Source organism: Nocardia miyunensis NBRC 108239, from assembly GCF_001613065.1.
Lineage (GTDB): Bacteria > Actinomycetota > Actinomycetes > Mycobacteriales > Mycobacteriaceae > Nocardia > Nocardia miyunensis.
This window is the reverse complement of the sequence record NZ_BDBQ01000039.1, coordinates 84,950-108,662: the sequence shown is the minus strand read 5'-3', so window position 1 is coordinate 108,662 and position 23,713 is coordinate 84,950. Positions and strand designations below refer to the sequence as shown.

26 protein-coding genes are annotated in these 23,713 nt (G+C 67.6%); 3 read left to right on the top strand and 23 right to left on the bottom strand.

Annotated elements, in window-relative coordinates; all coding sequences use genetic code 11:
- Window positions 1-41: 41 nt before the first annotated feature.
- The 5 genes from NM2_RS16885 to rpsB all read right to left on the bottom strand — a co-directional run bounded on the left by NM2_RS16885 (window position 42) and on the right by rpsB (window position 4,446).
- The gene (locus NM2_RS16885) at window positions 42-986 is read right to left on the bottom strand and encodes a phosphatidate cytidylyltransferase (RefSeq protein ID WP_067669706.1); all 945 of its coding nucleotides are present in this window, start codon (window positions 984-986) and stop codon (window positions 42-44) included.
- A 99-nt stretch (window positions 987-1,085) separates the two neighbouring features.
- Window positions 1,086-1,643: a ribosome recycling factor gene (frr, locus tag NM2_RS16880; protein ID WP_067669704.1), complete on the bottom strand. Its 558-nt coding sequence runs from the start codon at window positions 1,641-1,643 to the stop codon at window positions 1,086-1,088.
- A gap of 84 nt (window positions 1,644-1,727) precedes the next feature.
- Window positions 1,728-2,456, bottom strand: coding sequence for a UMP kinase (gene pyrH, locus NM2_RS16875; RefSeq protein ID WP_067669604.1), 729 nt, complete (start codon window positions 2,454-2,456; stop codon window positions 1,728-1,730).
- A gap of 196 nt (window positions 2,457-2,652) precedes the next feature.
- Window positions 2,653-3,477: a translation elongation factor Ts gene (gene tsf / locus NM2_RS16870; RefSeq protein WP_067669603.1), complete on the bottom strand. Its 825-nt coding sequence runs from the start codon at window positions 3,475-3,477 to the stop codon at window positions 2,653-2,655.
- Window positions 3,478-3,612: 135 nt separating this feature from the next.
- Complete coding sequence (rpsB, locus tag NM2_RS16865) at window positions 3,613-4,446, bottom strand: 30S ribosomal protein S2 (protein ID WP_067669602.1); 834 nt, start codon at window positions 4,444-4,446, stop codon at window positions 3,613-3,615.
- A gap of 349 nt (window positions 4,447-4,795) precedes the next feature.
- On the opposite strand from rpsB, the gene NM2_RS16860 reads away from it, so the two are divergent.
- A complete protein-coding gene (locus NM2_RS16860; RefSeq protein WP_067669601.1) occupies window positions 4,796-5,305 on the top strand; it encodes a M23 family metallopeptidase in 510 nt (169 codons plus the stop codon).
- Window positions 5,306-5,312: 7 nt separating this feature from the next.
- Here the strand turns inward: NM2_RS16860 and NM2_RS16855 are convergent, their stop codons facing one another.
- The gene (locus NM2_RS16855; protein WP_067669600.1) at window positions 5,313-6,077 is read right to left on the bottom strand and encodes a siderophore-interacting protein; all 765 of its coding nucleotides are present in this window, start codon (window positions 6,075-6,077) and stop codon (window positions 5,313-5,315) included.
- Between the two features lie 122 nt (window positions 6,078-6,199).
- Between NM2_RS16855 and NM2_RS16850 the strand changes: the two genes are divergently transcribed.
- The gene (locus NM2_RS16850; protein ID WP_067669599.1) at window positions 6,200-6,715 is read left to right on the top strand and encodes a DUF1990 domain-containing protein; all 516 of its coding nucleotides are present in this window, start codon (window positions 6,200-6,202) and stop codon (window positions 6,713-6,715) included.
- 416 nt (window positions 6,716-7,131) lie between these two features.
- On the opposite strand, the gene NM2_RS16845 is transcribed toward NM2_RS16850, so the two are convergent.
- The 11 genes from NM2_RS16845 to NM2_RS16795 form a co-directional block, all read right to left on the bottom strand.
- Entirely contained in the window at window positions 7,132-8,055 is a 924-nt protein-coding gene (locus tag NM2_RS16845) for a tyrosine recombinase XerC (protein ID WP_067669592.1), read from the bottom strand.
- A gap of 311 nt (window positions 8,056-8,366) precedes the next feature.
- Window positions 8,367-9,479 carry a DNA-processing protein DprA gene (gene dprA, locus NM2_RS16840; protein ID WP_067669702.1) on the bottom strand — a complete coding sequence of 371 codons (1,113 nt, stop codon included), beginning with the start codon at window positions 9,477-9,479 and terminating at the stop codon, window positions 8,367-8,369.
- A gap of 521 nt (window positions 9,480-10,000) precedes the next feature.
- A complete protein-coding gene (locus tag NM2_RS16835; RefSeq protein ID WP_067669590.1) occupies window positions 10,001-11,509 on the bottom strand; it encodes a YifB family Mg chelatase-like AAA ATPase in 1,509 nt (502 codons plus the stop codon).
- Complete coding sequence (locus tag NM2_RS16830) at window positions 11,509-11,865, bottom strand: YraN family protein (RefSeq protein WP_067669588.1); 357 nt, start codon at window positions 11,863-11,865, stop codon at window positions 11,509-11,511. Before NM2_RS16830 ends, NM2_RS16835 begins: the two co-directional genes overlap by 1 nt.
- Window positions 11,866-12,107: 242 nt before the next feature.
- Window positions 12,108-12,413: a DUF2469 domain-containing protein gene (locus NM2_RS16825; RefSeq protein ID WP_011210678.1), complete on the bottom strand. Its 306-nt coding sequence runs from the start codon at window positions 12,411-12,413 to the stop codon at window positions 12,108-12,110.
- Between the two features lie 67 nt (window positions 12,414-12,480).
- Window positions 12,481-13,224, bottom strand: a complete 744-nt coding sequence (locus tag NM2_RS16820; RefSeq protein ID WP_281182450.1) for a ribonuclease HII — start codon at window positions 13,222-13,224, stop codon at window positions 12,481-12,483.
- A 75-nt stretch (window positions 13,225-13,299) separates the two neighbouring features.
- Complete coding sequence (gene lepB / locus NM2_RS16815) at window positions 13,300-14,064, bottom strand: signal peptidase I (RefSeq protein ID WP_157121138.1); 765 nt, start codon at window positions 14,062-14,064, stop codon at window positions 13,300-13,302.
- A gap of 143 nt (window positions 14,065-14,207) precedes the next feature.
- Window positions 14,208-15,029, bottom strand: a complete 822-nt coding sequence (gene lepB / locus NM2_RS16810) for a signal peptidase I (RefSeq protein WP_067669698.1) — start codon at window positions 15,027-15,029, stop codon at window positions 14,208-14,210.
- A 159-nt stretch (window positions 15,030-15,188) separates the two neighbouring features.
- Window positions 15,189-15,530 (bottom strand): 50S ribosomal protein L19, encoded by a 342-nt coding sequence (gene rplS, locus NM2_RS16805; protein WP_067669586.1) that lies wholly within the window; start codon window positions 15,528-15,530, stop codon window positions 15,189-15,191.
- 147 nt (window positions 15,531-15,677) lie between these two features.
- Window positions 15,678-16,562 (bottom strand): hypothetical protein, encoded by an 885-nt coding sequence (locus NM2_RS16800; RefSeq protein ID WP_157121137.1) that lies wholly within the window; start codon window positions 16,560-16,562, stop codon window positions 15,678-15,680.
- A gap of 164 nt (window positions 16,563-16,726) precedes the next feature.
- Window positions 16,727-19,084 carry a Tex family protein gene (locus NM2_RS16795; RefSeq protein WP_067669696.1) on the bottom strand — a complete coding sequence of 786 codons (2,358 nt, stop codon included), beginning with the start codon at window positions 19,082-19,084 and terminating at the stop codon, window positions 16,727-16,729.
- A gap of 215 nt (window positions 19,085-19,299) precedes the next feature.
- On the opposite strand from NM2_RS16795, the gene NM2_RS47515 reads away from it, so the two are divergent.
- The gene (locus tag NM2_RS47515) at window positions 19,300-19,596 is read left to right on the top strand and encodes an SDR family NAD(P)-dependent oxidoreductase (protein WP_084531094.1); all 297 of its coding nucleotides are present in this window, start codon (window positions 19,300-19,302) and stop codon (window positions 19,594-19,596) included.
- On the opposite strand, the gene trmD is transcribed toward NM2_RS47515, so the two are convergent.
- The 6 genes from trmD to NM2_RS16765 form a co-directional block, all read right to left on the bottom strand.
- A complete protein-coding gene (gene trmD, locus NM2_RS16790; protein ID WP_067669694.1) occupies window positions 19,582-20,265 on the bottom strand; it encodes a tRNA (guanosine(37)-N1)-methyltransferase TrmD in 684 nt (227 codons plus the stop codon). The two genes, NM2_RS47515 and trmD, sit on opposite strands and share 15 nt — an antisense overlap.
- A gap of 37 nt (window positions 20,266-20,302) precedes the next feature.
- The gene (rimM, locus tag NM2_RS16785; protein ID WP_067669584.1) at window positions 20,303-20,854 is read right to left on the bottom strand and encodes a ribosome maturation factor RimM; all 552 of its coding nucleotides are present in this window, start codon (window positions 20,852-20,854) and stop codon (window positions 20,303-20,305) included.
- A 50-nt stretch (window positions 20,855-20,904) separates the two neighbouring features.
- Window positions 20,905-21,147 carry an RNA-binding protein gene (locus NM2_RS16780; protein ID WP_067669576.1) on the bottom strand — a complete coding sequence of 81 codons (243 nt, stop codon included), beginning with the start codon at window positions 21,145-21,147 and terminating at the stop codon, window positions 20,905-20,907.
- Complete coding sequence (rpsP, locus tag NM2_RS16775; RefSeq protein ID WP_067669574.1) at window positions 21,148-21,582, bottom strand: 30S ribosomal protein S16; 435 nt, start codon at window positions 21,580-21,582, stop codon at window positions 21,148-21,150.
- A gap of 208 nt (window positions 21,583-21,790) precedes the next feature.
- The gene (locus NM2_RS16770; RefSeq protein ID WP_067669573.1) at window positions 21,791-22,375 is read right to left on the bottom strand and encodes a Uma2 family endonuclease; all 585 of its coding nucleotides are present in this window, start codon (window positions 22,373-22,375) and stop codon (window positions 21,791-21,793) included.
- A gap of 201 nt (window positions 22,376-22,576) precedes the next feature.
- The gene (locus NM2_RS16765; RefSeq protein ID WP_067669572.1) at window positions 22,577-23,677 is read right to left on the bottom strand and encodes an amidohydrolase family protein; all 1,101 of its coding nucleotides are present in this window, start codon (window positions 23,675-23,677) and stop codon (window positions 22,577-22,579) included.
- Between the last annotated feature and the right edge of the window lie 36 nt (window positions 23,678-23,713).

Genomic DNA, 23,713 nt, shown 5'->3' with positions numbered 1-23,713 from the left:
TGCGATACGAACCGGGCAAACAGCCCGCCGCACTGACGAATTCACAGCAGCGCGGTCAGCACCAGCCAGGAAACGAATGCCGAGGGCAGCATCGAATCGAGCCGATCCATGATGCCGCCGTGGCCGGGCAGCAGGGTGCCCATATCCTTGATGCCCAACTCCCGCTTGATCTGCGATTCGATCAGATCGCCACAGGTCGCCACCAGCACCACCGCAACGCCCAGCAGCACGCCGATCATCGAATTCGCCTGCAGCAGCAGGGTTACCGTGAGCAGCCCGCCGATGATGCAGAACACCAGGGAACCGCCGAACCCCTCCCAGGACTTCTTCGGGCTGATCGCCGGAACCATGGGATGCCGACCGAACAGCACGCCCGCCACATAACCGCCGACATCCGAGCAGACGACCAGGATCATGAACGTCAACACCCGCAGATTGCCGCGCGGCTCGGACAGCATCAGCACCGCGAACGAGGCCAGCAACGGGATCCAGGCCAGGACGAACACCGTGATCGCGGTGTCGCGCAGGAAATTTCGCGGTGTCGCGGCCAGACCGTGATCGAACAACCGCCACGCCATACACACCAGCGCCGTCAGGCCGAACGCCCCCGCGACCCCCTGTGCCCCGTACGGCCAGGCCAGCCAGATCATCGCCTGCCCGCCCAGCAGCAGCGGGATACGCGGCACCAGCACATCGGCCTCGCGTAGCCGCTTGGCGACCTCCCAGGTGGCGATGGCGATGGCCACCGCGACCACGCCGACCAGAATCCTCGGCGCGAACAGCAGGATCGCGATCAGGGACAAACCGAGGCCGAAGCCGACCGCCAGTGCGGCCGGTAGATTCCGGCCCGCCCGCGAGGACTTGGCCGCCTCGGGATCGGCGGGCTCGGACTGTTTCTGCTCGCCCTCGGCGGGCGCCTGCTCCGAACCGGCGGGAACCGCCTCGTCCGGCGCGCCGGATGTACCGGCTGCTTCGCTCGCCGGCATGTCCTCGCCGGCCGCGGCTTGTTCGGCCACGATTGTCCCGTCGCTCACGTATCCGTCCACTCCGTCCCCGCCCCGGGCAGGCACTCACGCCCAGGGCCGTCAGACCTCGAGCAGCTCCGATTCCTTGTGCTTGACCAGTTCATCGATCTGCGCCACGTATTTCTGCGTGGTCTTGTCCAATTCCTTTTCGGCGCGGCCCACTTCGTCCTCACCGGCCTCGCCGTCCTTCTGGATCCGGTTCAGCTCGTCCATCGTCTTGCGACGCACGTTGCGGATGGCGATCTTGGCGTCCTCGCCCTTGCCCTTGGCCTGCTTGACCAGCTCGCGGCGGCGCTCCTCGGTGAGCTGAGGCACCGAGATGCGGATGATGTTGCCGTCGTTGGTCGGGTTGACGCCCAGATCCGAGTTGCGGATCGCGGTCTCGATCGCGCCCAGCTGAGTGCTCTCGTACGGCTTGATCACGACCATCCGGGGCTCGGGGACGTTGATACTCGACACCTGGGTGATCGGGGTCGGCGAGCCGTAGTAGTCGATGACGATCCGCGAGAACATGCTCGGGTTCGCCCGACCGGTGCGAATACCGCCGAGGTCGTCCTTCGCCACCGTGACGGCCTTCTCCATCTTCTCCTCGGCGTCGAAGAGTGCTTCCTCAATCACGACCGTTTCCTCCACAGCGTTAGTCGTTGTCGGTTCCGGGATCACGAGGGCGGGCATCCGCGAGGACACCGCTCCCGACGCTCGTCAGGACCGAACCAGTGTGCCGATCTTCTCACCGGATACGGCACGGGCGATATTGCCCTTGGTCAGAAGATTGAACACCAGCATCGGCATCTGGTTGTCCATACAGAGACTGAAGGCGGTGGCATCGGCCACCTTGAGCCCGCGTTCGATGACCTCCTTGTGGGTGATCTCGGAGTACATCGTGGCCTCCGGATCCTCCCGCGGGTCGGCGTTGAACACGCCGTCGACCGCCTTGGCCATCAGCACGACCTCCGCGCCGATCTCCAGCGCACGCTGCGCGGCGGTGGTGTCGGTGGAGAAGTACGGCATGCCCATCCCCGCACCGAAGATCACCACGCGGCCCTTCTCGAGGTGCCGCTTGGCGCGCAATGGGATGTAGGGCTCGGCGACCTGGCCCATCGTGATCGCCGTCTGCACCCGGGTGTCGACGCCCTGCTTCTGCAGAAAGTCTTGCAGCGCAAGGCTGTTCATCACCGTGCCGAGCATGCCCATATAGTCCGAGCGGGCGCGCTCCATGCCGCGGTCCTCGAGCTCAGCGCCGCGGAAGAAGTTGCCGCCGCCGATCACCACCGCCACCTGAACGCCGGTCGCGACCACCTCCGCGATCTGCTCGGCAACGGTCTGCACGACATCCGGGTCGAGCCCGACGTTGCCGCCGCCGAACATCTCTCCTCCCAATTTGAGGAGTACTCGGCGATAGCCCTTACGAGCCGGTTCCGGGTCCGACATCTGTCTCCTTCTCCTCGGCGGAACGCCATGCACACGCGAAAAGACCATCCGGTGTCGCAACGAGCACGGGATGGTGACCAAAAAGCTGCGTCCATCCTGCCCTATGCCGGGCCGCGATGGTGAGCCGACCCTGGATCGACGCACGGAGGGCTCCCCGCGCACTGCACGGGGAGCCCTCGGCGTCGATCCGGTCCGGTCAGGCCTGGCCGACCTCGAAGCGAGCGAAACGGGTCACGGTGACACCGGCCGCGTCCAGCTGCGCCTTGACGGTCTTCTTGTTGTCGGTGACCGAGGGCTGCTCCAGCAGCACGACGTCCTTGTAGAAGCCGTTCACCCGGCCCTCGACGATCTTCGGCAGGGCGGCCTCCGGCTTGCCCTCCTCCTTGGCGGTCGCCTCGGCGATCTCGCGCTCCTTGGCCACCAGATCCGCGGGAACGTCCTCGCGGGTCAGGTACTTGGCCTTCAGGGCGGCGATCTGCATACCGGCGGCACGAGCGGCCTCGGCGGCGCCCTCGCCCTCGCCCTGGTACTCGACGAGCACGCCGACGGCCGGGGGAAGGTCGGTGGCGCGCTTGTGCAGGTAGGTCGCGACCGGGCCCTCGAAGGACACGACGCGACGCAGCTCGAGCTTCTCACCGATCTTGGCGGCGAGCTCCTGCACGACACCATCGACGGTCTTGCCGCCGAGGTCGACGGCCTTGAGCGCGTCCAGATCGGCCGGGCGCGCCTTGGCGGCGGCCTCGACGACCTGCGCGGCCAGCGCCTGGAACTCGGCGTTCTTGGCGACGAAGTCGGTCTCGGAGTTGATCTCGACCATGACGCCGTCCTGGGCGGCGACCAGGCCCTCGGCGGTGGCGCGCTCGGCACGCTTGCCGACGTCCTTGGCGCCCTTGATGCGGAGCACCTCGACGGCCTTCTCGAAGTCGCCGTCGGTCTCTTCCAGGGCCTTCTTGCAGTCCATCATGCCGGAGCCGGTGAGCTCGCGGAGCCGCTTGACGTCAGCGGCGGTGTAGTTCGCCATCCTGGCGAGCCTCCTTAACGGGGATTAGGTGATAGCCGTAGCACCACCATGCCGACCGCTTCCGAACAGGAAGGGCCGGCACGGTGAACAAATCCGGTGTGGCGGCAACACCAGCGTTACCGCCACGGGACGCTGTCAGCTCTCGGCGGTGGCCGGCTCGGCGGCCGGGGCCTCAGCGGACTCGTCGGCGGACGGGGTCGCCTGAGCAAGCAGCTCCTGCTCCCACTCGGCGAGCGGCTCACCGGCGCCGGCCTCGGGCTTCGCATCGCCGGAGGCACGTGCGGCGCGAGCCTGCACACCCTCGGCGACGGCGGAGGCGACGACCTTGGTCAGCAGCGCGGCCGAGCGGATCGCGTCGTCGTTGCCCGGGATCGGGTAGTCGACCAGGTCGGGGTCGCAGTTGGTGTCCAGGATCGCGATGACCGGGATGTTCAGCTTGCGAGCCTCACCGACGGCGATGTGCTCCTTGTTGGTGTCGACGACCCAGATGGCCGAGGGGACCTTGGCCATGTCCCGGATGCCACCGAGGGTGCGCTCCAGCTTGTTCTTCTCACGCGTGAGCATGAGGATTTCCTTCTTGGTGCGACCCTCGAAACCGCCGGTCTGCTCCATCGACTCCAGCTCCTTCAGGCGCTGCAGCCGCTTGTGGACGGTCGAGAAGTTGGTGAGCATGCCACCGAGCCAGCGCTGGTTCACATACGGCATGCCGACGCGGGTGGCCTCGGCGGCGATGGACTCCTGCGCCTGCTTCTTGGTGCCGACGAACAGCACGGTCCCACCGTGGGCGACGGTCTCCTTGACGAACTCGTACGCCTTGTCGATGTAGGTCAGCGTCTGCTGCAGGTCGATGATGTAGATGCCGTTGCGATCGGTGAAGATGAAACGCTTCATCTTCGGGTTCCAACGGCGGGTCTGATGCCCGAAGTGCGCGCCGCTGTCGAGCAGCTGCTTCATTGTTACGACAGCCATGGCTGCGTATCTCGCTTTCGTTGCTGGTTGTCGCAGGGGTCGGCGACCTCTGCCCTGGCGTCCACAGCCGCCGGAACCCCGTTTCGGGGACCAGCCGACGGCTTGTTGCGCTGGACGCGCGAAGTCGGTCCTGAGCGGACCGCGAAATCAGTCTACGAGCCTGCGACCGGAACTCCTAAACGGGGTGTTGAGGGGCTCGAGCGATGGGTCTGTCGGGCAAACGAAATCGCTCGAGCAGCGGATCTGTCGAACAGCGAATCCGAAGACGTGGGCATTCACATCGCCGAAGTTGTCCACACTCGCCGAAGGCGGGCTTCCGCGACACGATCGCGCCCCGCACCGTGGAGGTATGCGCCGGATCATCGCGATCGTCCTGGGCTGGCTGGTACTGCCGATGCTGCTGCCCATGCCCCGGGCCGAGGCCGGGCCCGGGGGATTCGACTGGCCGCTGCACCCACGGCCGCCGATACTGCGGCGATTCGACCGGCCCGTGCACGATTGGCTGCCCGGACATCGCGGAGTCGATCTGGGCGGCGTCGCCGGGCAGCCGGTCCTCGCGGCCGGGGACGGGTTCGTGGTTTTCGCGGGCCAGGTGGCCGGGAAGCCGGTGGTGTCGGTGGATCACGACGGCGGGCTGCGGACCACCTACGAACCGGTGCGCGCATCGGTTGCGATGGGGCGCAAGGTATTTCGCGGCGAGGTTCTCGGCGTGCTGGAGGCCGGACATCCGGGATGCGCCGCCGCCTGCCTGCACTGGGGGCTGCGGCGCGGGCGCGAGTATCTCGATCCGCTCGGGCTGATCCGCCTCGCGCCGCTACGGCTCAAACCGGTGCGACCGGAGCCGGGGCAGCCACCGTGACCGGGCGCTACCGCCGCGCGCCGGTCGGCGCGCCCTCGCGCTCGGCCAGTTCGCGCTTCCACTGCCGGAAGGTCTCCTCGGTGCGGCCGCGTCGCCAGTAGCCCGAGATCGAGGCGCGGTCGGCCGGGACGCCACGCTCCTTGCGGATGTAGGGCCGCAGTTCGTGCATGACGACCTGAGCCTCACCGTGAATGAAGACCTGGACCTGCCCGTCGCGCCACGGTGCCGCGAGCACGGCCTCGGCGAGGGCGACGCCGGGCTCGCGGTCGCCGCGGTGCACCCAGTCCAGCTCCACGCCCGCGGGCCGGGGGAAGTCCAATTCGTCCGCGGGACCGGCGATCTCGATGAAGACCCGGCCCACCGCGTGCTCGGGCAGCGCGGCGCAGGCGACCGAGATGGCCGGTAGCGCCGATTCGTCGCCGGCGAGCAGATGCCAGTCGACATCGGGTTTCGGCGCGTAGGCGCCGCCGGGACCCATCAGTACGAGTTCATCGCCCGGCTGTGCCGCGGCGGCCCACGGACCCGCCAGCCCCTCGGCGCCGTGATAGACGAAATCGATGGCGATCTGTTCGAGTTCGGGATCGATCGAGCGGACCGTGTAGGTCCGCGTGGCGGGGCCGTCCGGACCCGGGATCTGCAGTTTGACGTAGGCGTCGGTGAAACCGTTGGGCGTGAATGCCGCGAATCCGGGGCCGCCCAGGTGGACGCGGATCAGATGGTCGGTGAGGCGTTCGGTGCGCCGGACGACGAAGGACAACGGTGTACGAGCCACAAGGCACCTCCAGTTATTAGGATTACCTAAGGCAGATTAGCATGAACTATCGCCGATAGCTCGGGATATATCATTGAATAGTAATTGAACCGGGTACCCGTGCCGTCGGCCAGGATGGGTGGATGGCTGACCACCCCGATGCCCCACCCTTCACCTATCCCGAAACCGGTGCGACGAACCGGGAATTCCCGGCCGGTTATCACCATTTCCGGCTGCGACGGCGGATCGGCACGGGCCGCACCCTCTTCGAGTCGGCGGCCGAGGAGGTCCTGACCTATCGCATGCAGCGCGGCACCGGCATCTTCGGCTCGGCGAGCACACCGTCCGCGGCTCCGGGCACCGCACTGACTGTCCGCCTGGGCATCGGCCCGCTGGCGATCACCGCCCCCTGCCGCGTCGTCTACGTCCTGAACGAGCCGAATCGCCGCGGCTTCGCCTACGGCACCCTGCCGGGCCACCCCGAGATCGGCGAGGAACTGTTCGCCGTCGAATACGACCCCGCCGACGATTCGGTCCACGGCCTGATCGCCGCCTTCTCCCGCCCCGGAACCTGGTACACCCGCCTCGGCGGCCCGGTGACCCGCCTGCTGCAGAGCTACATCGCCGGGAAATACGTCGACGCCATCCGGCCCGCCTGACCCGGAATACGCAGTCTGCCAACGTAATCGGAAGCACCCAGATCGCCGACCGGTCTTCGGTCCCCACCAGCGATCGGTGCACGGCGATGGCCGAGTGTCGGCCGACCGTCGTGCAGCAATGACGACCCACGGTGACAGGCAGAACCCTCACCGCACACCGGTGGCGCGGCACAGTGCCGGGCAAAGCCGCAGTCGCACAACGGCGCGGGCAAAGCCACCATTGCCCAACGGGACGCCGCACAGTGCCGGACAGAACTGCTATTCCGCAACGGGGACGCCCATGATCTCCGGCAAGACCTGCCACGCATGGACGTCGCCGAGGAAGCGGCTCGATGATCGGATCTGCCGGTATGTGTGCGACGGTACGTCCCCGGTGGTATTCCAGTCGAGCATGTTTCCGGCGGGGTGGCGGTGGGTCAGGCGCGGGGATGGGCCTGGTCATGAACCTTTCGTAGGCGTTCGACGGAGACGTGGGTGTAGAGCTGGGTGGTGGCCATGCTGGCGTGGCCGAGGAGTTCCTGGACGATGCGCAGGTCCGCGCCGCCCTCGAGCAGGTGGGTGGCGGCGGTGTGCCGCAGGCCGTGCGGACCCAGATCCGGAGCTCCGGGGATCGCCGAAACGACCTCGTGCACAACGGTTCTGGCCTGACGTTGGTCCAGGCGGCGGCCGCGGCGGCCCAGCAGCAGCGCACGACCGGACTCGGCCGCGGCGAAAGCCGGGCGGCCCGAACGCAGCCAGCTCTCGAGCGCCTCGTCGGCGGGCACGCCGAAGGGGACCGCGCGCTCCTTGTTGCCCTTCCCGAGTACGCGGACCAGGCGGCGTTCCCGGTCGATATCGTCGATGTCGAGCCCGCACAGCTCGCTCACCCGGATACCCGTCGCGTAGAGCAGCTCGACGATCAGCCTGTCCCGCAGCGCCATCGGATCATGTTGCGCCGCACCGGATTGCGCGGCGTCCATGACATCGGCAGCCTGGTCGCGACCGAGCACCGCGGGCAGGACCCGGTGTGCCCGCGCCGACCCCAGACGCGGTCCCGGATCGATCGCCAACCGCCCGGTGTGGGTGAGCCAGCCGGTGAAGGTGCGCGCCGCCGACGCGCGCCGCGCCATCGTGGTGCGCGCCGCCCCGGCCACCGACTGCTCGGACAGCCAGGACCGCAGCAACGGCAGATCGATCTCACTCACCCCGGAATCGGCCGCCCGAGAACACAAATGCAGCAGCAGCGACCGCGCATCGCCCAGATACGCCCGCACCGTATGCGCGGACCGATTGCGCCCGAGCCTCAGATGCCGGCTGTACTCCAGCAACAACGCCTCCAGATCCTCGGGCAGTGCATCCATACCCTCCACATTCACCGACACCCGGCCAACTGACAAGTCACCGCACCGCATTCGCCGCCGATCCGCACCACCCAACCGCAAAGCACTGGTGACCGCGTCCGGTCGACCCCATGCCGGGTTGTGGCGCCGCATCGAAAGGCCGCACCCGGAACTGCTCCCCCGGATCAACCACTATTTCGCCTGCCCGCCTGCCACATTCGCCGCGGGCAGCGACTGGCCTGCGCCGTACATCCAGCGCCGTCAACGCGCAAGCCGGCGAACTCGAATATCCCCCTTCTTTCATCCGGCAAGCTGCCGAACTACGGCCATCGCTATCGACCTGCCCGGGTTGTTCTGAACCAGCCGGACTCATCGCAGCCGACCAACCCAGCGAGGTCGAGAGCCGCCAGCGCGGCGCGGACGGATGGGAGCGGGAGCCCGGACTCGCCGGACAGTTCGAGCGGGATTCGGGCGCCGGTCCTGGGCAGGGCGGCATAAACGAGAGCCTCGTCGCCATCGAGGGATCGCTCCGAGGTGGGTGTGTCGGCGGGCAGGGACAGGTGCAGTGGGCCCGCCTCGTCGATGATCTCCTCGGCTCGGCCGACCAGCACGGCCTCGCCTTCCCGGATCATCCGATGACAGCCCACGGACGAGGCCGAGGTGACCGGGCCGGGGACCGCCAATGCCGGACGACCCAGTCGGCGAGCCCATTTCACGGTGTTGCGCGCGCCGCTGCGCAACCCCGCCTCGACGACCAGCACACCGTCGGCCAAGGCCGCGATGATCCGATTCCTCGCCAGAAAGTGATGTTTGTGCGCGGTGGTGCCGGGTGGATATTCGCTGACCACCAGTCCGGTTTCGGCGATCTCGGCGAGCAGGCGCGCGTGCGCGGCCGGATAGGGCCGGTCCACACCGCAGGCCACGACCGCGATCGTCGGCGCACCGCTGGCCAGTGCGGCGCGATGGGCGGCGCCGTCGATCCCGAAGGCGGCTCCGGAGACGATCGTCCAGCCGCGCGCCGCCAGATCGCCGACGATTTCGGCGGTGACCCGCTCGCCGTAGCCGGTGCTGCATCGCGCACCCACCACGGCCAGAGCCTGCTCACTGGCGGTCAGCAACGACCGCGGCCCTCGTGCCCACAGCACGAGCGGGACCGCTGCCCCCGGGTCTCGGGCCGGGTCGAGCTGGCCGAGCCCCAGCATCCGCCAAGCGGGCCACTCCGGATCATCGGGCGTGATCACGCGCCCACCCGACCCCAGAATGCTCTCCAAATCCCTTTCAGCACAATCGGTTCCACGCCGCAGCTCGGTCGGCCCGCGCAACGACTCCGGCAGATCGCACTCCCGAACCGCCCGCGCGGCCTCGACCACACCGACCCGTTCGATCAACGCGGACAACGCCGAACACGGCCCCTGCACGACCCTCGAGAGATACACCCATGCCAACCGCCGCTCATCATCCGCGTAGACCGCGAAATCTCCCGTCTCCCCGACGTTGTCACGATCCGACCAGGTCGGCTCGCCACACACCGCCACCGCTTCCGAAGCGTCGCGGGCACCGACGATCAGTTCCACACTCGGAGCTGCCTCACCAGCCTCGTCGCGGCCTTTGGACTCCGGTTCCGCACGCACTGCCACCACCCCGGCATGGTCACGGTCGATGGAATTCGGTTCGCCGGACGCCGACGTCCGGATGGCATCACGACCGCCGGAGTTCAGTTCTGCACGCGCCGCCACACCGGCACAGTCGTATTCACTGAGCACCGCTTCCTCAGCACCATCACGCAACGTCAACTTCTCACGCACCGCCGCTTCCACAGCGTCACCATCGTGGGACGTCAATTCGTCAAGCATCACGACACGTCCGACTTCGTCGCATCGGTTCGAGGTCGGATCCTGGCCTGCCGCCGCGGCATCGTCGGATTCGCTGGACGCCGATTCCATGCGCGGCCGCTGCTCCCCCGCGCTCATGCCGCACCCCGTTGCCGGAAGTTCAGCGCCTGCATCACGTCCTGGGTGCCGGGCTTCTCGCCGCCGCGCAGGTCACAGATGGTCCAGGCGACCCGGATGGCCCGATCAGCGCCGCGGGCGGACATCCGGCCCTGCCGCAGCGCGTTCTCGACCGGGACCAGCGCCTCGCTCGGCAGCCGGAAACGTTGGCGCAGAGTATGTCCGGGGACCTCCGCGTTGGTGGTCCAGCCGTACTCCTGCCAACGCTTCGCGGCCACCTTGCGCGCCGCCTCGACCCGGCCGCGCACGACCGCACTGCTCTCGGCCTCCGAGGAGGCGAACGCACCGGAAGCCTGTCCGTGCATCCGCACCCAGATATCGATGCGATCCATCAGCGGCCCGGACAACTTTCCGAGATAACGCCGCCGCGCCAGCGGTGCGCAGATGCAATCGACATCACGCGCGGGCGCACACGGACAGGGGTTCGCCGCCAGCACCAGTTGGAAACGCGCCGGATAGCGGGCCACGCCGTCGCGCCTGGCGATGCGGATCTCCCCCTCCTCCAACGGAGTTCGCAGCGCTTCGAGCACCTTGGCGCCGATCTCGGCGCACTCGTCCAGGAAAAGCACTCCGCAATGCGCGCGGCTCACCGCGCCCGGCCGCGCCGAACCCGACCCGCCGCCGACCATCGCGCTCACCGAGGTCGAATGATGCGGCGCCACGAACGGCGGGACGGTGATCAGCGGATGATCGCCCGGCAGAATGCCCGCTACCGAATGGATCGCCGTCACCTCCAGCGCCTCCCGCTCGGTCAGCATCGGCAGCAGACTCGGAAGACGTTGCGCCAACATGGTTTTGCCGATTCCGGGCGGCCCGGTCAGCAGGACGTGATGGCCGCCCGCGGCGGCGACCTCCAGTGCCCAGCGAGCCTCGTCCTGACCGATGACCTCGTTCAGATCACCGCAGGGTCGCTCGGACGAGGGCAGCGCGCCCACGGGCGGACGCAACTCCCCGTCACCACGCAACCAGTCGATCAACTCGCGCAGGGTGGCCGCGCCGAGCACCGTGATCCCGTCGACCAGACTCGCCTCGGCGAGCGCGGATTCGGGCACCACGACCGTGGTGCGACCCGCGGCCCGCGCGGCGAGCACCGCGGGAAGCACCCCTCTCGCCCGCCGGACGCGCCCGTCCAACGCCAGTTCACCCAGCAGCACCGAACCTGCCAGCCGCACCGACGGAACCGCGTCCCCCGCATCCAGCACCGCGGCGGCCAGCGCCAGGTCGTAGACGCTGCCGACCTTGGGCAGCGTCGCCGGCGACAATGCCAGGATGACCCGGCCGTCCGGCCATTTCTCCCCCGAATTGGTCACCGCGGCCCGCACTCTGTCGCGGGATTCGTTCAGGGTGGTGTCGGGCAGCCCGACCAGATGTATCGACGGCAGCCCCTGGCCGATATCGGCCTCGATCTCCACCAACTGCCCGTCCACCCCGGTCACCGCCACGGAGAACGCTCGGCCCAGCGCCATCAGAACACCGCTTTCAGATGTTCGATGACCGGGTCGGACCCGGATTTCACCAGCACCGACACCACGTCGAAGCGGATCTGCCGCCACGGCCCCTGCTGCTCGTTGAGCCACAGCAGCGCCAATCGTCTGATGCGCTGCTGCTTGGTGAAGGTCACCGCCTCGGCCGGGATGCCGAATCTCAGGCCCGAACGGGTCTTCACCTCGACGAATGCGGTCACTTCCGCATCGCGTGCGATCAGATCCAGCTCGCCGTACCGGCAGCGCCAGTTTCGTTCGACGATATCCATCCCGGCGGCACGCAGATACTGTGCCGCCAGCTCTTCCCCGTGTGCGCCGAGCGCCAGATTATGTGCCACCCGGTCAGGATGGTCCGGCGACACTCCTGCGCGTTTCCGCCGACCTGCGGAAAAAGAAAGCCTGTGGATAACCCCCGCGTGTGGACAACACGCCAACGACACGCGGATCGCGCAAACACACGCTCGCCGATGTGAACGATTGCCGCGCAACGTAATTCGCCCGGAATGACGCGAACACAGACCCCACCATTCACCGCGCGGCACGCCCCGGCGACAGAACCCCGCGTCCGGGCCAGGGGCGGTTACTCGGGCAGACGGAGGTCCGGCTTCTCCAGCTCCTCGATGTTCACGTCCTTGAAGGTGATGACGCGAACATGCTTGACGAAGCGAGCCGGCCGGTACATGTCCCACACCCAGGCATCGGACATGCGCACTTCGAAATACACCTCGCCGTCGGCGTTCTGCGGGCGTAGTTCGACGGAATTGGCCAGGTAGAAGCGGCGTTCGGTCTCCACCACGTACGAGAACTGGCCGACGATGTCCTTGTACTCCCGATACAGCGAGAGTTCCATCTCGGTTTCGTACTTCTCGAGGTCCTCGGCACTCATCTGGTGGAAAGTCCTCCTAATTCACGACGCCGCCCCCGCGGGCTCGCCATAGTGCGTGTCCTGACAATCATCTCGCATGTGCGGCGTCGGTAGCCAACCGCCTCGCTCCCGCACCGGGGCGACGGACGGGCTCTGCCTCGCCCCCGCCGATCATCCGCACATTGCGCCAGCTCCGGCGATGCTCACTGCTGGGGCCGAGACGGTCCAGCGCCGCGATATGTTCGGGCGTGTTGTACCCCTTGTGCGCCGCGAATCCGTAACCGGGCAGTCGCCCGTCCAGCGCGACCATCATCCGATCCCTGGTCACCTTGGCCAGAATGCTGGCCGCGGCGATACACGCCGCCGTCGCATCCCCGCCGATCACCGGCAGTGAGGGCGCCGCGATGCCGGGCACCTTGAAACCGTCGGTGAGCACGTAGCCGGGCCGCTGATCCAACCCGGCCACCGCACGCCGCATCCCCTCGATATTGGCGACGTGGATGCCGATCGCATCGATCTCCCAGGCCGGAATCACCACCACCTGCCAGGCCAGGGCCCGGCGCTCGATGATCGGGAACAGCTCTTCGCGAGCGGCCTCGGTGAGCTTCTTGGAATCGTCCAGGCCGGCGAGGGAGTCGTAGGCCTTGGGCGCGAGCAGGCAGGCCGCCACCACCAGCGGACCCGCACAACATCCCCGCCCTGCCTCGTCGACCCCGGCGACCGGCCCGAGACCACTGCGAATCAGCGCCGCCTCGAGCGTGCGCAGACCGCCGGCCTTGCGCATCACCACTCGCGGCGGCCAGTCCCCGGCTCGTTGCCCGTTGCGCGCCACTGCACCCACCGTTCGATTATCCGTTCGCTCTTCCCAGCCGTATCCGCCGGGCCGCCTCGGCGCCCGGCGCGGCGATCAGTTCGTCTGGGGATCCTGCGATCGCACCGGCCCGATCCGGCCCGGCGGCCAGATCTTGAACACCGCTTTACCGCGCACATCCTTCACCGGGACCGTGCCGGAGAACTCGTCGTCCTGATGCGCGCGTGAGTCGGCGGATTCGTTGCGGTTGTCGCCCATCACCCACAGATTGCCTTCGGGCACCTTCACCGGCCCGAACTCCCGCCCGATCGGGTTGATCGACAGCCCCATCGGCGTCTTGACCGCGAACGGCAGACCGGCCTGGTACGGGTACAGGTACCGGGCGTAGGGCTCGTCGAGCGGTTTGCCGTCGACCAGCACCCGGCCTTGGGCATCACAGCACTGCACGGTCTGACCGCCCACCGCGATCACCCGCTTGACCAGGTCGTTCTCATCCGGGGGCACGAGCCCGAAGAAGGAGAAGAAGTCCTGCACGCCGCGCATGACGACGTTGCTGGAGCGGTTCGTGTGGTACTCCTTGTTCCACGATCCGCTCGGGCCGACGAAGACGATCACATCGCCCGGTTCGGGGTCGCTGAAGTCGTACGTCAATTTCTCGACGTAGATCCGGTCGCCCGTACAGCCGGGGCAACCGTGCAGCGTCGGCTCCATCGACTGCGACGGAATCACGTACGGCCGACCGATGAACGTCACCACCAACGCCGCGATCACCGCCGCGATCACGATCAGAATCGGCAACTCCTGCCAGAACGGCCGCTGCTTCTTCTGCTTCTTCCCCCGCGATCGCCGACGGCGCGGCACCGGCGCGCTCGCACCGTCGTCGTCTACCCCGGTCGACGCCCTCGAGTCGAATTCGTCTGCCACGCCGAACAGGTTATCCCGACCACATCAGCGGCGGTGACCGGGATGTCGACAAGTGCGGCAACGCGTTCGGCGCGACGCACTCAGTTCGTCTGGGGGTTCTGCGATCGCACCGGCCCGATCCGCGTCAGCGGCCAGATCTTGAACACCGCTTTACCGCGCACATTCTTGACCGGGACCGTGCCGGTGTACTGATCGTCGATATGACCGCGCGAGTCGAGCGAGTCGTTGCGGTTGTCCCCCATCACCCACAGATTGCCCTCGGGGACCTTGATCGGGCCGAACTCCCGACCCGCCGGGTTCGTCGAGACGCCCATCGCGGTCTTGACCGCGAACTGCAGACCCGGCTGATACGGGTACACGTAGTGGGCATAGGGCTCGTCGAGCGGTTTGCCGTCGACCAGCACCCGGCCCTGCGCATCACAGCACTGTACGGTCTGACCGCCCACCGCGATCACCCGCTTCACCAGATCGTTCTCATCCGGCGGCACGAGCCCGAAGAACGAGAAGAAATTCTCGATCCCCCTGACGACGGCGTTGCTCGAACGCGTCGAATGGTAGCCCTCGTCCCAGGAACTGCTCGGCGACTTGAACACCACCACATCGCCCGGCTTCGGATCGCCGAAGTCGTAACTGAGCTTCTCGACGTAGATCCGGTCCCCGACACAGGTGGCGCAACCGTGCAGCGTCGGCTCCATCGACTCCGACGGAATCACGTACGGCCGACCGATGAACGTCACCACCAACGCCGCGATCACCGCCGCGATCACGATCAGAATCGGCAACTCCTGCCAGAATGGACGCTGCTTCTTCTGCTTCTTGCGTCGCTTCCCCCGCGACTTGTCCCCCCGTGACCGGCGCGGCGTGAATCCGCCTGGCCGCCCGTCGTCGGATTCGCTCTCCATCTCGCTGTCCCGCGTCACGACGAACAACCTAGCCGTACTTCGTATTCGCGGGCGGATCGATCCGCTGAGAATACGAAAAGAGCCTGAGAACAGGAAAAACCTCCGACCGAACGGCCGGAGGCTTTTCGAACAACCTGGTCCCGTCAGCGGGGATACGCCTCAGCGCTTTTCCTTGATCTTGGCGGCCTTGCCGCGCAGATCGCGCAGGTAGTACAGCTTGGCCCGGCGGACGTCACCGCGGGTCACCACATCGATGTGATCGATGTTGGGGCTGTGCACCGGGAAGGTGCGCTCGACACCGACACCGAAGGAAACCTTGCGGACCGTGAAGGTCTCACGGATGCCGCCACCCTGACGCCGGATCACGGCGCCCTTGAAGACCTGGATGCGCTCCTTGTTACCTTCGATGACCTTCACGTGCACATTGATCGTGTCACCCGGCCGGAAGGCGGGGACGTCGCTGCGCAGCGACTTTTCATCGACGAAGTCGAGGGTGTTCATTTCCGTCCTTGTGGAGTTCGCGCGAACAGAGGAACCTGGCGGCGCGCACTGGGCGCTCGACCGGTTCGTGCTCCGGATTATGGGCGGTGCGCTGGGCCGACTGCCCAGGGCAACCCGATTATTGTGCCAGATCCGCGCGCCCGGCCGTTAATCGACCCCAGTCCGGCGGCCGTGACCGGGAATTCTCGGCAGGGACTGCCCGATCGGATGCGGCGGCGCGGGCGCGGGCACCACTGTGCGGGCCAACTCCTCCTCGGCCGCGACCCGCATATGCGCCACGGCATCAGGCTTCCCGGCGATCAGATCCTGGACGAAGATCTTCGCGCGGATAACCGGCCGCCGATAGCGGCGTTCGCGCCGGACCGCCCGCTGCATCAGCCGCGGGCGTTCGGCATACCGCCAGCGCGCCCACGGCGCACCGGGCCTGCTCAGCCGCAGCGCCCCGACGAGCAGCAGCGGCAGGAAGAACATACCGAACAGTCCGGTCCAGATCTTGCCCTTGGCGATGACGATGGCGGCCAGCATCAGATTCACCACGGCGAACAGGCTCAGGAAGGTCCGGCCCGTCGGGCTGTGATCGTGCCGGATATTCCCGACGTCCAGCAGCCACAGCGGATGAAAACCCAGCAGGAGCAGTCCGGTCACCGCCAGGGCGACGAAGACCGCGTCGACCGAGGTGCGGCCCTGTTCCTCCCAGTAGACGTCGCGCAGATAGTAGATGAGCGCGAATTCGTCCAGGACCAGGGCCGCGCCGAGCCCGAAGACCGAGGCCAGCGCGCTGACCGTGCCGACCCCGCTGTTGTAGACGGTGACCAGGCCGATTCCGGACAGCAGCACCAGCACCACGCCGAACACCATGTGGTGGATGTGCACATCACCCGCGCGGAGATTGCCGGGCCACCAGCGCACCCGTTTGCGAATCAACCGGACACTGAGCCGGATCAGCAGGAATCCGACGATGAAGCCGAGCAGGAAACACAGCAGCGGCAGGCGACCGTGCGTGACCACGGTCTCGTCCAGCCACCGTCGCATATCTGCCATGTCCCGTCATCTCCGCGCCCAGGCGCGCGAGCGCCACCGGATCCGGACCCGCATTCACCCACCCAGCCACATTGTGCAGCACCGCGAGGCCCCGGCAGAGCGCATCGCGACAGATGCGGACCACCGGGGCCGGCCCGCCGGGTACTCGGAGGAGCCTACCTGCCGAATCCGGCGCGACGCAGCGCGTCGGCCATCGCCCCGGTCGGCTCGGATGCGTTGCGGCGCTGCTGGTTCCGGCCCTGGCCCTGCTGACGTCCCTGCTGCCCGCCCTGTTGGCCACCCTGCTGATTGCGGCCCTGCTGACGCGGATTGCCGCCGCCGCGCTGGCCGCCCTGCTGCCGCGGACGCGAATCGCCGCGCTCGGGCTTGCCCGCGCCGGGCTCGTCGTCCAGCCGCAGCGACAGACCGATGCGCTGACGGGCGACGTCGACCTCGAGCACCTTGACCCGCACCACATCGCCGGACTTCACGATCTCGCGCGGATCCTTGACGAAATTGTGCGACATGGCCGAGACGTGCACCAGGCCGTCCTGGTGCACGCCGATGTCGATGAAGGCCCCGAAGGCGGCCACATTGGTGACCACTCCCTCGAGCACCATGCCCGGCTGCAGGTCCGCGACCTTCTCGATTCCGGCCGCGAATTCGGCGGTCTTGAACTCCGGGCGCGGGTCGCGGCCGGGCTTCTCCAGTTCGGTGATGATGTCGGTCACGGTGGGCACACCGAAGCGCTCATCGGTGAATTCGCCGGGTCGCAGCGCGCGCAGCACAGTTGTGTTGCCGATCAGCCCGGCCACGTCGCGGCCGGTGGATTCGAGCATGCGCCGCACGACCGGATAGGCCTCCGGGTGTACCGCGGAGGTGTCCAGCGGATCGTCGCCGCCGCGGATGCGCAGGAAGCCCGCGCACTGCTCGAATGCCTTGGGGCCCAGTCGCGGCACCTTCAGCAGCGCACTGCGGTTGCGGAACGGGCCGTTCTGATCACGATGCGCCACAATGGATTCCGCGACCGACGAGGCGATGCCCGACACTCGCGACAGCAGCGGCACCGAGGCGGTGTTCACATCCACGCCGACCGCGTTCACCGCATCCTCGACCACCGCGCCCAGCGAGCGGGCCAGCAACGTCTCGGAGACGTCGTGCTGGTACTGGCCGACGCCGATGGACTTGGGATCGATCTTCACGAGTTCGGCCAGCGGATCCTGCAGGCGGCGCGCGATGGAGACCGCGCCGCGCAGCGAGACGTCCATATCGGGGAGTTCCTGCGAGGCGTAGGCAGAGGCCGAGTAGACCGACGCGCCCGCCTCGGACACCACGATCTTGGTGGGCTTGTTCTCCGGGATGCGCGAGATCAGTTCTGTGGCAAGGGCATCGGTCTCACGCGAGGCGGTGCCGTTGCCGATCGCGATGAGCTCCACGTTGAACCGGGCGACGAGTGCGGCGAGCACGGCCAGCGATTTCTCGGTCTGGCCCTGCGGCTTGTGCGGATAGATGACCTCGGTGGCCACCGCCTTGCCGGTGGCGTCGACCACGGCCACCTTGACGCCGGTGCGGTAGCCAGGGTCCAGGCCCATCGTTGTGCGGGTGCCCGCGGGCGCGGCCAGCAGCAGATCGCGCAGGTTGTTGGCGAAGACGTCGACCGCGTCCTTCTCGGCGGACTGCCGCAGCCGCATCCGGATATCGATGCCGAGGCTGACCTGCAGCTTGGTCCGCCACGCCCAGCGCACGGTGTCCAGCAGCCAGGTGTCGGCCGGACGGCCCTGGTCGGCGATACCGAATTTCAGCGCGATGCGGCCCTCGAAGATGGTGCGCTCACCATCTTCGGGCTCCTGGGCGTCGGGCTCGAGGTGCAGGGTGAGCACCTCTTCCTTCTCCCCGCGCAACAGCGCCAGGATGCGGTGCGAGGGCAGCGTGTCGAACGGTTCGCTGAATTCGAAGTAGTCGGCGAATTTCGCACCGGCCTCCTGTTTACCCGCGCGCACCTGGGAGGTGACCTGACCGCGGTTCCACATCAGCTCACGCAGCTCGCCGACGAGGTCGGCGTCCTCGGCGAAACGTTCCACCAGGATCGCGCGGGCGCCGTCGAGTTGCTCGGCGGTGTACTGGGCCGGATCGGTGGTCGGATCGCCGATCAGCGCGTCGGCCACCGGCTCGTGACCGGCCTCGCGAGCGATCTGGGCCTTGGTGCGGCGCTTGGGCTTGTAGGGCAGGTAGATGTCCTCGAGCCGGGCCTTGGTCTCGGCCAGCATGATCTGCTGCTCCAGCGCGGCGTCGAGTTTGCCCTGGCCGCGAATGGATTCCAGGATCGAGGTGCGACGCTCGTCCAGCTCGCGCAGGTAGTGCAGCCGCTCCTCGAGCTGGCGCAACTGCGCATCGTCCAGACCGCCGGTGACCTCCTTGCGGTAACGGGCGATGAAGGGCACGGTGGATCCGCCGTCGAGTAGTTCGACCGCGGCACGCACCTGCTCGTCCCGCACGTTCAGCTCGTCGGCGAGGCGACGGCCGACGCTGGCCAGGTGGACCGGCGCGGTCCCACCCGGCGCGGCACCGGCGGCATCGCCGCCGACGGCGGTCGTGTTGACGGCATCGTTGCTGCCGGATTCGCTGCTGACGGTTTCGGAGGCTGTCGTCACGCCCGCAGACACTACCGCCGAACCCCGACAGGTAGCCACAGCCCCGCGCCGAATCGACCACAGCCGCACCCTTTTCGATCAGCCGTACCCGTTGTGCTATGCCGTTACGGGGTGCGCGCTCCCCGCTCGGCGTCAGATCCGGCGGGCCGAGGAACCCAGAACGTCACCGCCTCCACCCCGCCGGAGTCCAGAGCACGGTCGTCACCGGGGCGACCGGCGGCATCGGAGAGGCCATCGCTCGCCGACTCGCCGCGACCGGACGGAACATCGTCCCGGTCGGACGCGATGCCGAACGCCTGTCCGCGGCGCAGCGGCGAATCGGGAGGTGGTCCTGGGGGCCGAACTGGCCGATCCGGAACAAGTACCGGGGGCCCCGGAACTCATTCCGGCGGTAGCAGGTCCGGGCGGCGTTCACGAGTGCGGGACAGTGCCTGTTCGTGCCGCCAGGCATCGATCCTCGCGTGATTGCCGGACAGCAGGATCTCCGGGACGTCCAGGCCGCGCCAGGTGACCGGTCGGGTGTAGCTGGGGCCCTCGAGCAGGCCGTCGGAGAACGAATCCTGTTCGTGGGACTGCTGATTGCCCAGGACGCCGGGGCGCAGGCGGACCACGGCCTCGGTCATCACCAGGACCGCCGCCTCGCCACCGATCAGGACGTAATCGCCGATGCTGACCTCCTCGACGCGGACGCGACGAGCCGCGTCGTCGAAGACGCGCTGATCGATACCCTCGTAGCGGCCGCAGGCGAAGACCAGATGACGTTCTCCGGACCATCGGCGCGCGGTGGCCTGCGTGAACGGAATTCCCGCGGGGGTGGGCACCACCAGCAGCGCGTCGTCGGGACAGACCTCGTCGAGCGCATCGCCCCACACCGTGGGTTTCATGACCATGCCGGGGCCGCCGCCGTAGGGCGAATCGTCCACGGCCTTGTGCACGTCGTGGGTCCAGCGACGCAGATCGTGCACGCCGAGTTCGATCAGGCCCTTGTCGATCGCCTTGCCCAGCAACGCGGTTCGCATCGGCTCGAGGTATTCGGGGAAGATCGTGACCACGTCGATGCGCAGTGCTGCGGAAGAGTCCCCGACGTCCTCGGGCATCGCTCTACTCCTTGTCGAGCAGTCCCTCGGGCGGATCGATGACGACCAGGCCCTCGGCGACCGATACGGTGGGCACGATCGCGGTGACGAACGGAATCAGGATCTCCCGGCCCGGCTGCGCGGCATCCACGCCGTCGAAACTCGCCGCCGCGCGCACCGAAAGCAGTTCTCCCGCAGCCGAATGCAGTACCTCGTCCACGGTGCCGACGACGGTGCCGTCGGCCAGCCGGACCGACAGTCCCTCGAGCTCATGGTCGTAGAACTCCTCGGGATCCTCCGAGGGCGGCAGATCGTCGGTGTCGACCAGAAAAACCATGCCGCGCAACGCATCCGCCTCGGCCCGGTCCGCAATGCCCTGCAGCCGGACCAGGAGCCGCCCCGAATGTTCCCGAGCCGATTCGACCGTGTAGTCCCGGACCGCCGTCGCCCGCGGCAGCCGCCCCTTCAGGACGGCGCCGTGGGCGAAACGCAGATCAGGTTCGTCGGTGCGGACCTCCACGACGAGCTCACCGCGCACCCCGTGCGATTTGGCAACGCGCCCGACAACAAGTTCCATCTGCCACCTCGTCCCCACCGCCGCCCTTCAGCGGAGGCGCTCCGCGCCCGCTACTGATCGGTGTCGACGACGTCGACCCGGATGCCCCGGCCGCCGATCCCGGACACGAGCGTGCGCAGCGCGGTCGCCGTGCGGCCGCCGCGCCCGATCACCTTGCCCAGGTCGTCCGGGTGCACGTGCACCTCGACCGTGCGGCCGCGGCGGCTGGTGATCAGCTCGACGCGAACGTCGTCGGGATTGGCGACGATGCCGCGAACCAGATGTTCCACGGCATCGGCAACAACGGCGCTCATTTACTCGGCCCCGGCCTCGGCCGGTGCCTCCGCCTCGGCGTCCTTCTTCGCGGCCTTCTTCTTGGGGGTGACGGCCTCGGCGACCGGCTCGTTGTCGGCGGCGGCCAGCGCGGCGTTGAACAGATCCAGCTTCGACGGCTTGGGCGCCTTGGTCTTCAGCGTGCCCTCGGCGCCCGGCAGGCCCTTGAACTTCTGCCAGTCACCGGTGATCTCCAGCAGGCGCTGCACGGGCTCGGTGGGCTGCGCGCCGACGCTCAGCCAGTACTGCACGCGCTCGGAGTTCACCTCGATCAGCGAGGGCTCCTCCTTCGGGTGGTACTTGCCGACGTTCTCGATGGCGCGGCCGTCACGACGGGTGCGGGCATCGGCGACGATGATGCGGTACTGGGGGTTGCGGATCTTGCCGAGCCTGGTGAGCTTGATCTTGACAGCCATGGGCTATCGCCTTTCGATGACGGCCGCCCGCGGGCAGCCTGAGTGGTCACGGCGCAATTCAGCGACCCGCACGGAACGCGGGCCCGGTTTTGCGTTGAGTGTGTGACCGCCGCGCGGTACGTAACCGGAGACGGGCTGACACTAGTCCCGAGAAGGACGGTCGTTCATTCTGCCAGACACCCGGGTTGGCCCGGAAATCGGGCCGTGATCAGTACAAACGCAGAGTTGATGTGTCGATTGCCACCGACACGGGCGCGGGCGGCGCTACTGTCTCGCCCGCTTCGGCGTAGACCTCCTGCCGATAACCAGCCTGGCCGAGTGTATATGCCCAAAAACGAGCCGGTTTGCCGGTCGGCAGTTCAACGAGCCAGAGGTAGGGTACCCGCGCGGCCGCATAGGCCGCGATCTTGGTGTCGCGCTCCTCACGATTATTGCCACGTGACCACACTTCGACCGCAAGAGCGACAGCCTCCGGCTCGAAACTCACGTGATTGACATCGCCCACTACAGCCACGACATCAGGGATCACGCCCGTGCGGAACGGTGTGCTGATCTTGACTGCCGCACCGGGAAGCGCGTGGAGATCATCACGACCCGCTTCGCGAATCGCATCACGTAGCACCGCAAACAACTCACCGGCCGCGTACTGGTGCGAACCGGTAGGAGCCGGTGTCATGTACAGATACCCCCAGATGAGCTCGAGCCGAGAACCATCGTCCGGTTGATCTTCGACCAGCCAGTCTTCCACAGTCATGGGGCCCAGAGGTTGGAACATCGAAACCTCGACGGTCATCCGAGTAGCGGTCCCTTCGTCGACTGGAGCGATCCTGCGCGGTCCAGGACTGACGTGAGTTTGTTGTGTAGATGTTGTGCACTCGACTGCCGCCAGTCTAAGGCCGTCATCTCGGTCACGCGAAGAAGAAAAGACTCTTACCTATACTCATTTCACACTATCGCAGATGCGTCCACCTCGCCGTTGGCGACAACGCTGTGATCAGCGGTGTCCGGTGACCGGATCGCGGCGGGGGTAGGCGCGGCCGCGTAGGACGACGTAGGCGGGAGCGGCGAGGGTCTGCGGGCCGGTGCGCGGATCTTCTTCGTAGACAATGAAATCCGCGGGTGCGCCAGACTCGATGCTTGGCCGGCCGAGCCAATCGCGAGCGTTCCAGGAAGCCGCTCCCAGGGCATCGTGCCGGGACAGGCCCGCGCCCGCGAGGGCGTCGATCTCGTCGGCTATGCGGCCGTGCCGGATCGAGCCGCCCGCGTCGGTGCCGGTGTAGATGGGGACGCCCGCGGCATGGGCGTCGGCCACGGTGTCGCGGACGCGGCGGTGCAGATCGCGCATGTGGGCGGCGTAGACGGGGAATTTGGTCGCGCTGTCGGCGATTTCGGGGAAGGTGTCGATATTGACCAGGGTCGGGACGAGGGCGGTGCCGTGGCGGACCATCATCTCGATGGTCTCGCCGGTGAGGCCGGTGCCGTGTTCGAGGCAGTCGATGCCCGCGCCGATCAGGCCGGGTAGCGCGTCCTCACCGAAGACGTGCGCGGTCACGCGAGCGCCCTCGCGGTGGGCGGCGTCGATGGCCTCCTTCAGGACCGCATCGCTCCACAGCGGGCGCAGATCCCCCGCCGAGCGATCGATCCAGTCGCCGACGATCTTCACCCAGCCGTCACCGCGCCGGGCCTGCTCGGCGACGATCTGCGGCAGGTCGCGCTCGTCGTCCAGTTCGATGCCCAGCTCGCGGATATAGCGTTTGGGCCGGGCGATGTGGCGACCGGCGCGGATGATCTTCGGCAGATCCTCGCGCTCGTCGATGAACCGGGTATCGATGGGCGAACCCGCATCGCGCAGCAGCAATGCCCCGGCGTCGCGTTCGGTCTCCGCCTGAGCGACCGCACCCGCATCGTCCTCGTGCCCACCGCCGTAGCGGATGCCGACGTGGCAGTGCGCATCCACCAGACCGGGCACGATCCAGCCTGTGGCACAGAGGGTTTCGGCATCGGCCACGGGTTCGAAGGAGATCAGTCCGTCGTGCACCCACAGATCGCGCACATCCTCACCCGGAAGAACAACTCCCCGCAGATGCAACCGCATACCGCCTCCTGACCGCGCCGAACATTCCACGGCACA

Bases quoted from the DNA above. Each gene is read 5' to 3' on its own strand.
- NM2_RS16835 (WP_067669590.1), bottom strand. From the start codon at position 11,509: ATGGCGCTGGGCCGAGCGTTCTCCGTGGCGGTGACCGGGGTGGACGGG.
- tsf (WP_067669603.1), bottom strand. From the start codon at position 3,477: ATGGCGAACTACACCGCCGCTGACGTCAAGCGGCTCCGCGAGCTCACC.
- rpsP (WP_067669574.1), bottom strand. From the start codon at position 21,582: ATGGCTGTCAAGATCAAGCTCACCAGGCTCGGCAAGATCCGCAACCCC.
- pyrH (WP_067669604.1), bottom strand. From the start codon at position 2,456: ATGTCGGACCCGGAACCGGCTCGTAAGGGCTATCGCCGAGTACTCCTC.
- NM2_RS16765 (WP_067669572.1), bottom strand. From the start codon at position 23,677: ATGCGGTTGCATCTGCGGGGAGTTGTTCTTCCGGGTGAGGATGTGCGC.
- NM2_RS16800 (WP_157121137.1), bottom strand. From the start codon at position 16,562: ATGCGACGGTGGCTGGACGAGACCGTGGTCACGCACGGTCGCCTGCCG.
- lepB (WP_067669698.1), bottom strand. From the start codon at position 15,029: ATGGAGAGCGAATCCGACGACGGGCGGCCAGGCGGATTCACGCCGCGC.
- rimM (WP_067669584.1), bottom strand. From the start codon at position 20,854: ATGGAACTTGTTGTCGGGCGCGTTGCCAAATCGCACGGGGTGCGCGGT.
- NM2_RS16770 (WP_067669573.1), bottom strand. From the start codon at position 22,375: ATGACCGTCGAGGTTTCGATGTTCCAACCTCTGGGCCCCATGACTGTG.
- rplS (WP_067669586.1), bottom strand. From the start codon at position 15,530: ATGAACACCCTCGACTTCGTCGATGAAAAGTCGCTGCGCAGCGACGTC.
- rpsB (WP_067669602.1), bottom strand. From the start codon at position 4,446: ATGGCTGTCGTAACAATGAAGCAGCTGCTCGACAGCGGCGCGCACTTC.
- NM2_RS47515 (WP_084531094.1), top strand. From the start codon at position 19,300: ATGCCGTTACGGGGTGCGCGCTCCCCGCTCGGCGTCAGATCCGGCGGG.
- NM2_RS16850 (WP_067669599.1), top strand. From the start codon at position 6,200: ATGGCTGACCACCCCGATGCCCCACCCTTCACCTATCCCGAAACCGGT.
- NM2_RS16885 (WP_067669706.1), bottom strand. From the start codon at position 986: ATGCCGGCGAGCGAAGCAGCCGGTACATCCGGCGCGCCGGACGAGGCG.
- NM2_RS16825 (WP_011210678.1), bottom strand. From the start codon at position 12,413: ATGAGTGCCGAGGACCTCGAGAAGTACGAAACCGAGATGGAACTCTCG.
- NM2_RS16845 (WP_067669592.1), bottom strand. From the start codon at position 8,055: ATGGATGCACTGCCCGAGGATCTGGAGGCGTTGTTGCTGGAGTACAGC.
- NM2_RS16860 (WP_067669601.1), top strand. From the start codon at position 4,796: ATGCGCCGGATCATCGCGATCGTCCTGGGCTGGCTGGTACTGCCGATG.
- NM2_RS16780 (WP_067669576.1), bottom strand. From the start codon at position 21,147: ATGAGCGCCGTTGTTGCCGATGCCGTGGAACATCTGGTTCGCGGCATC.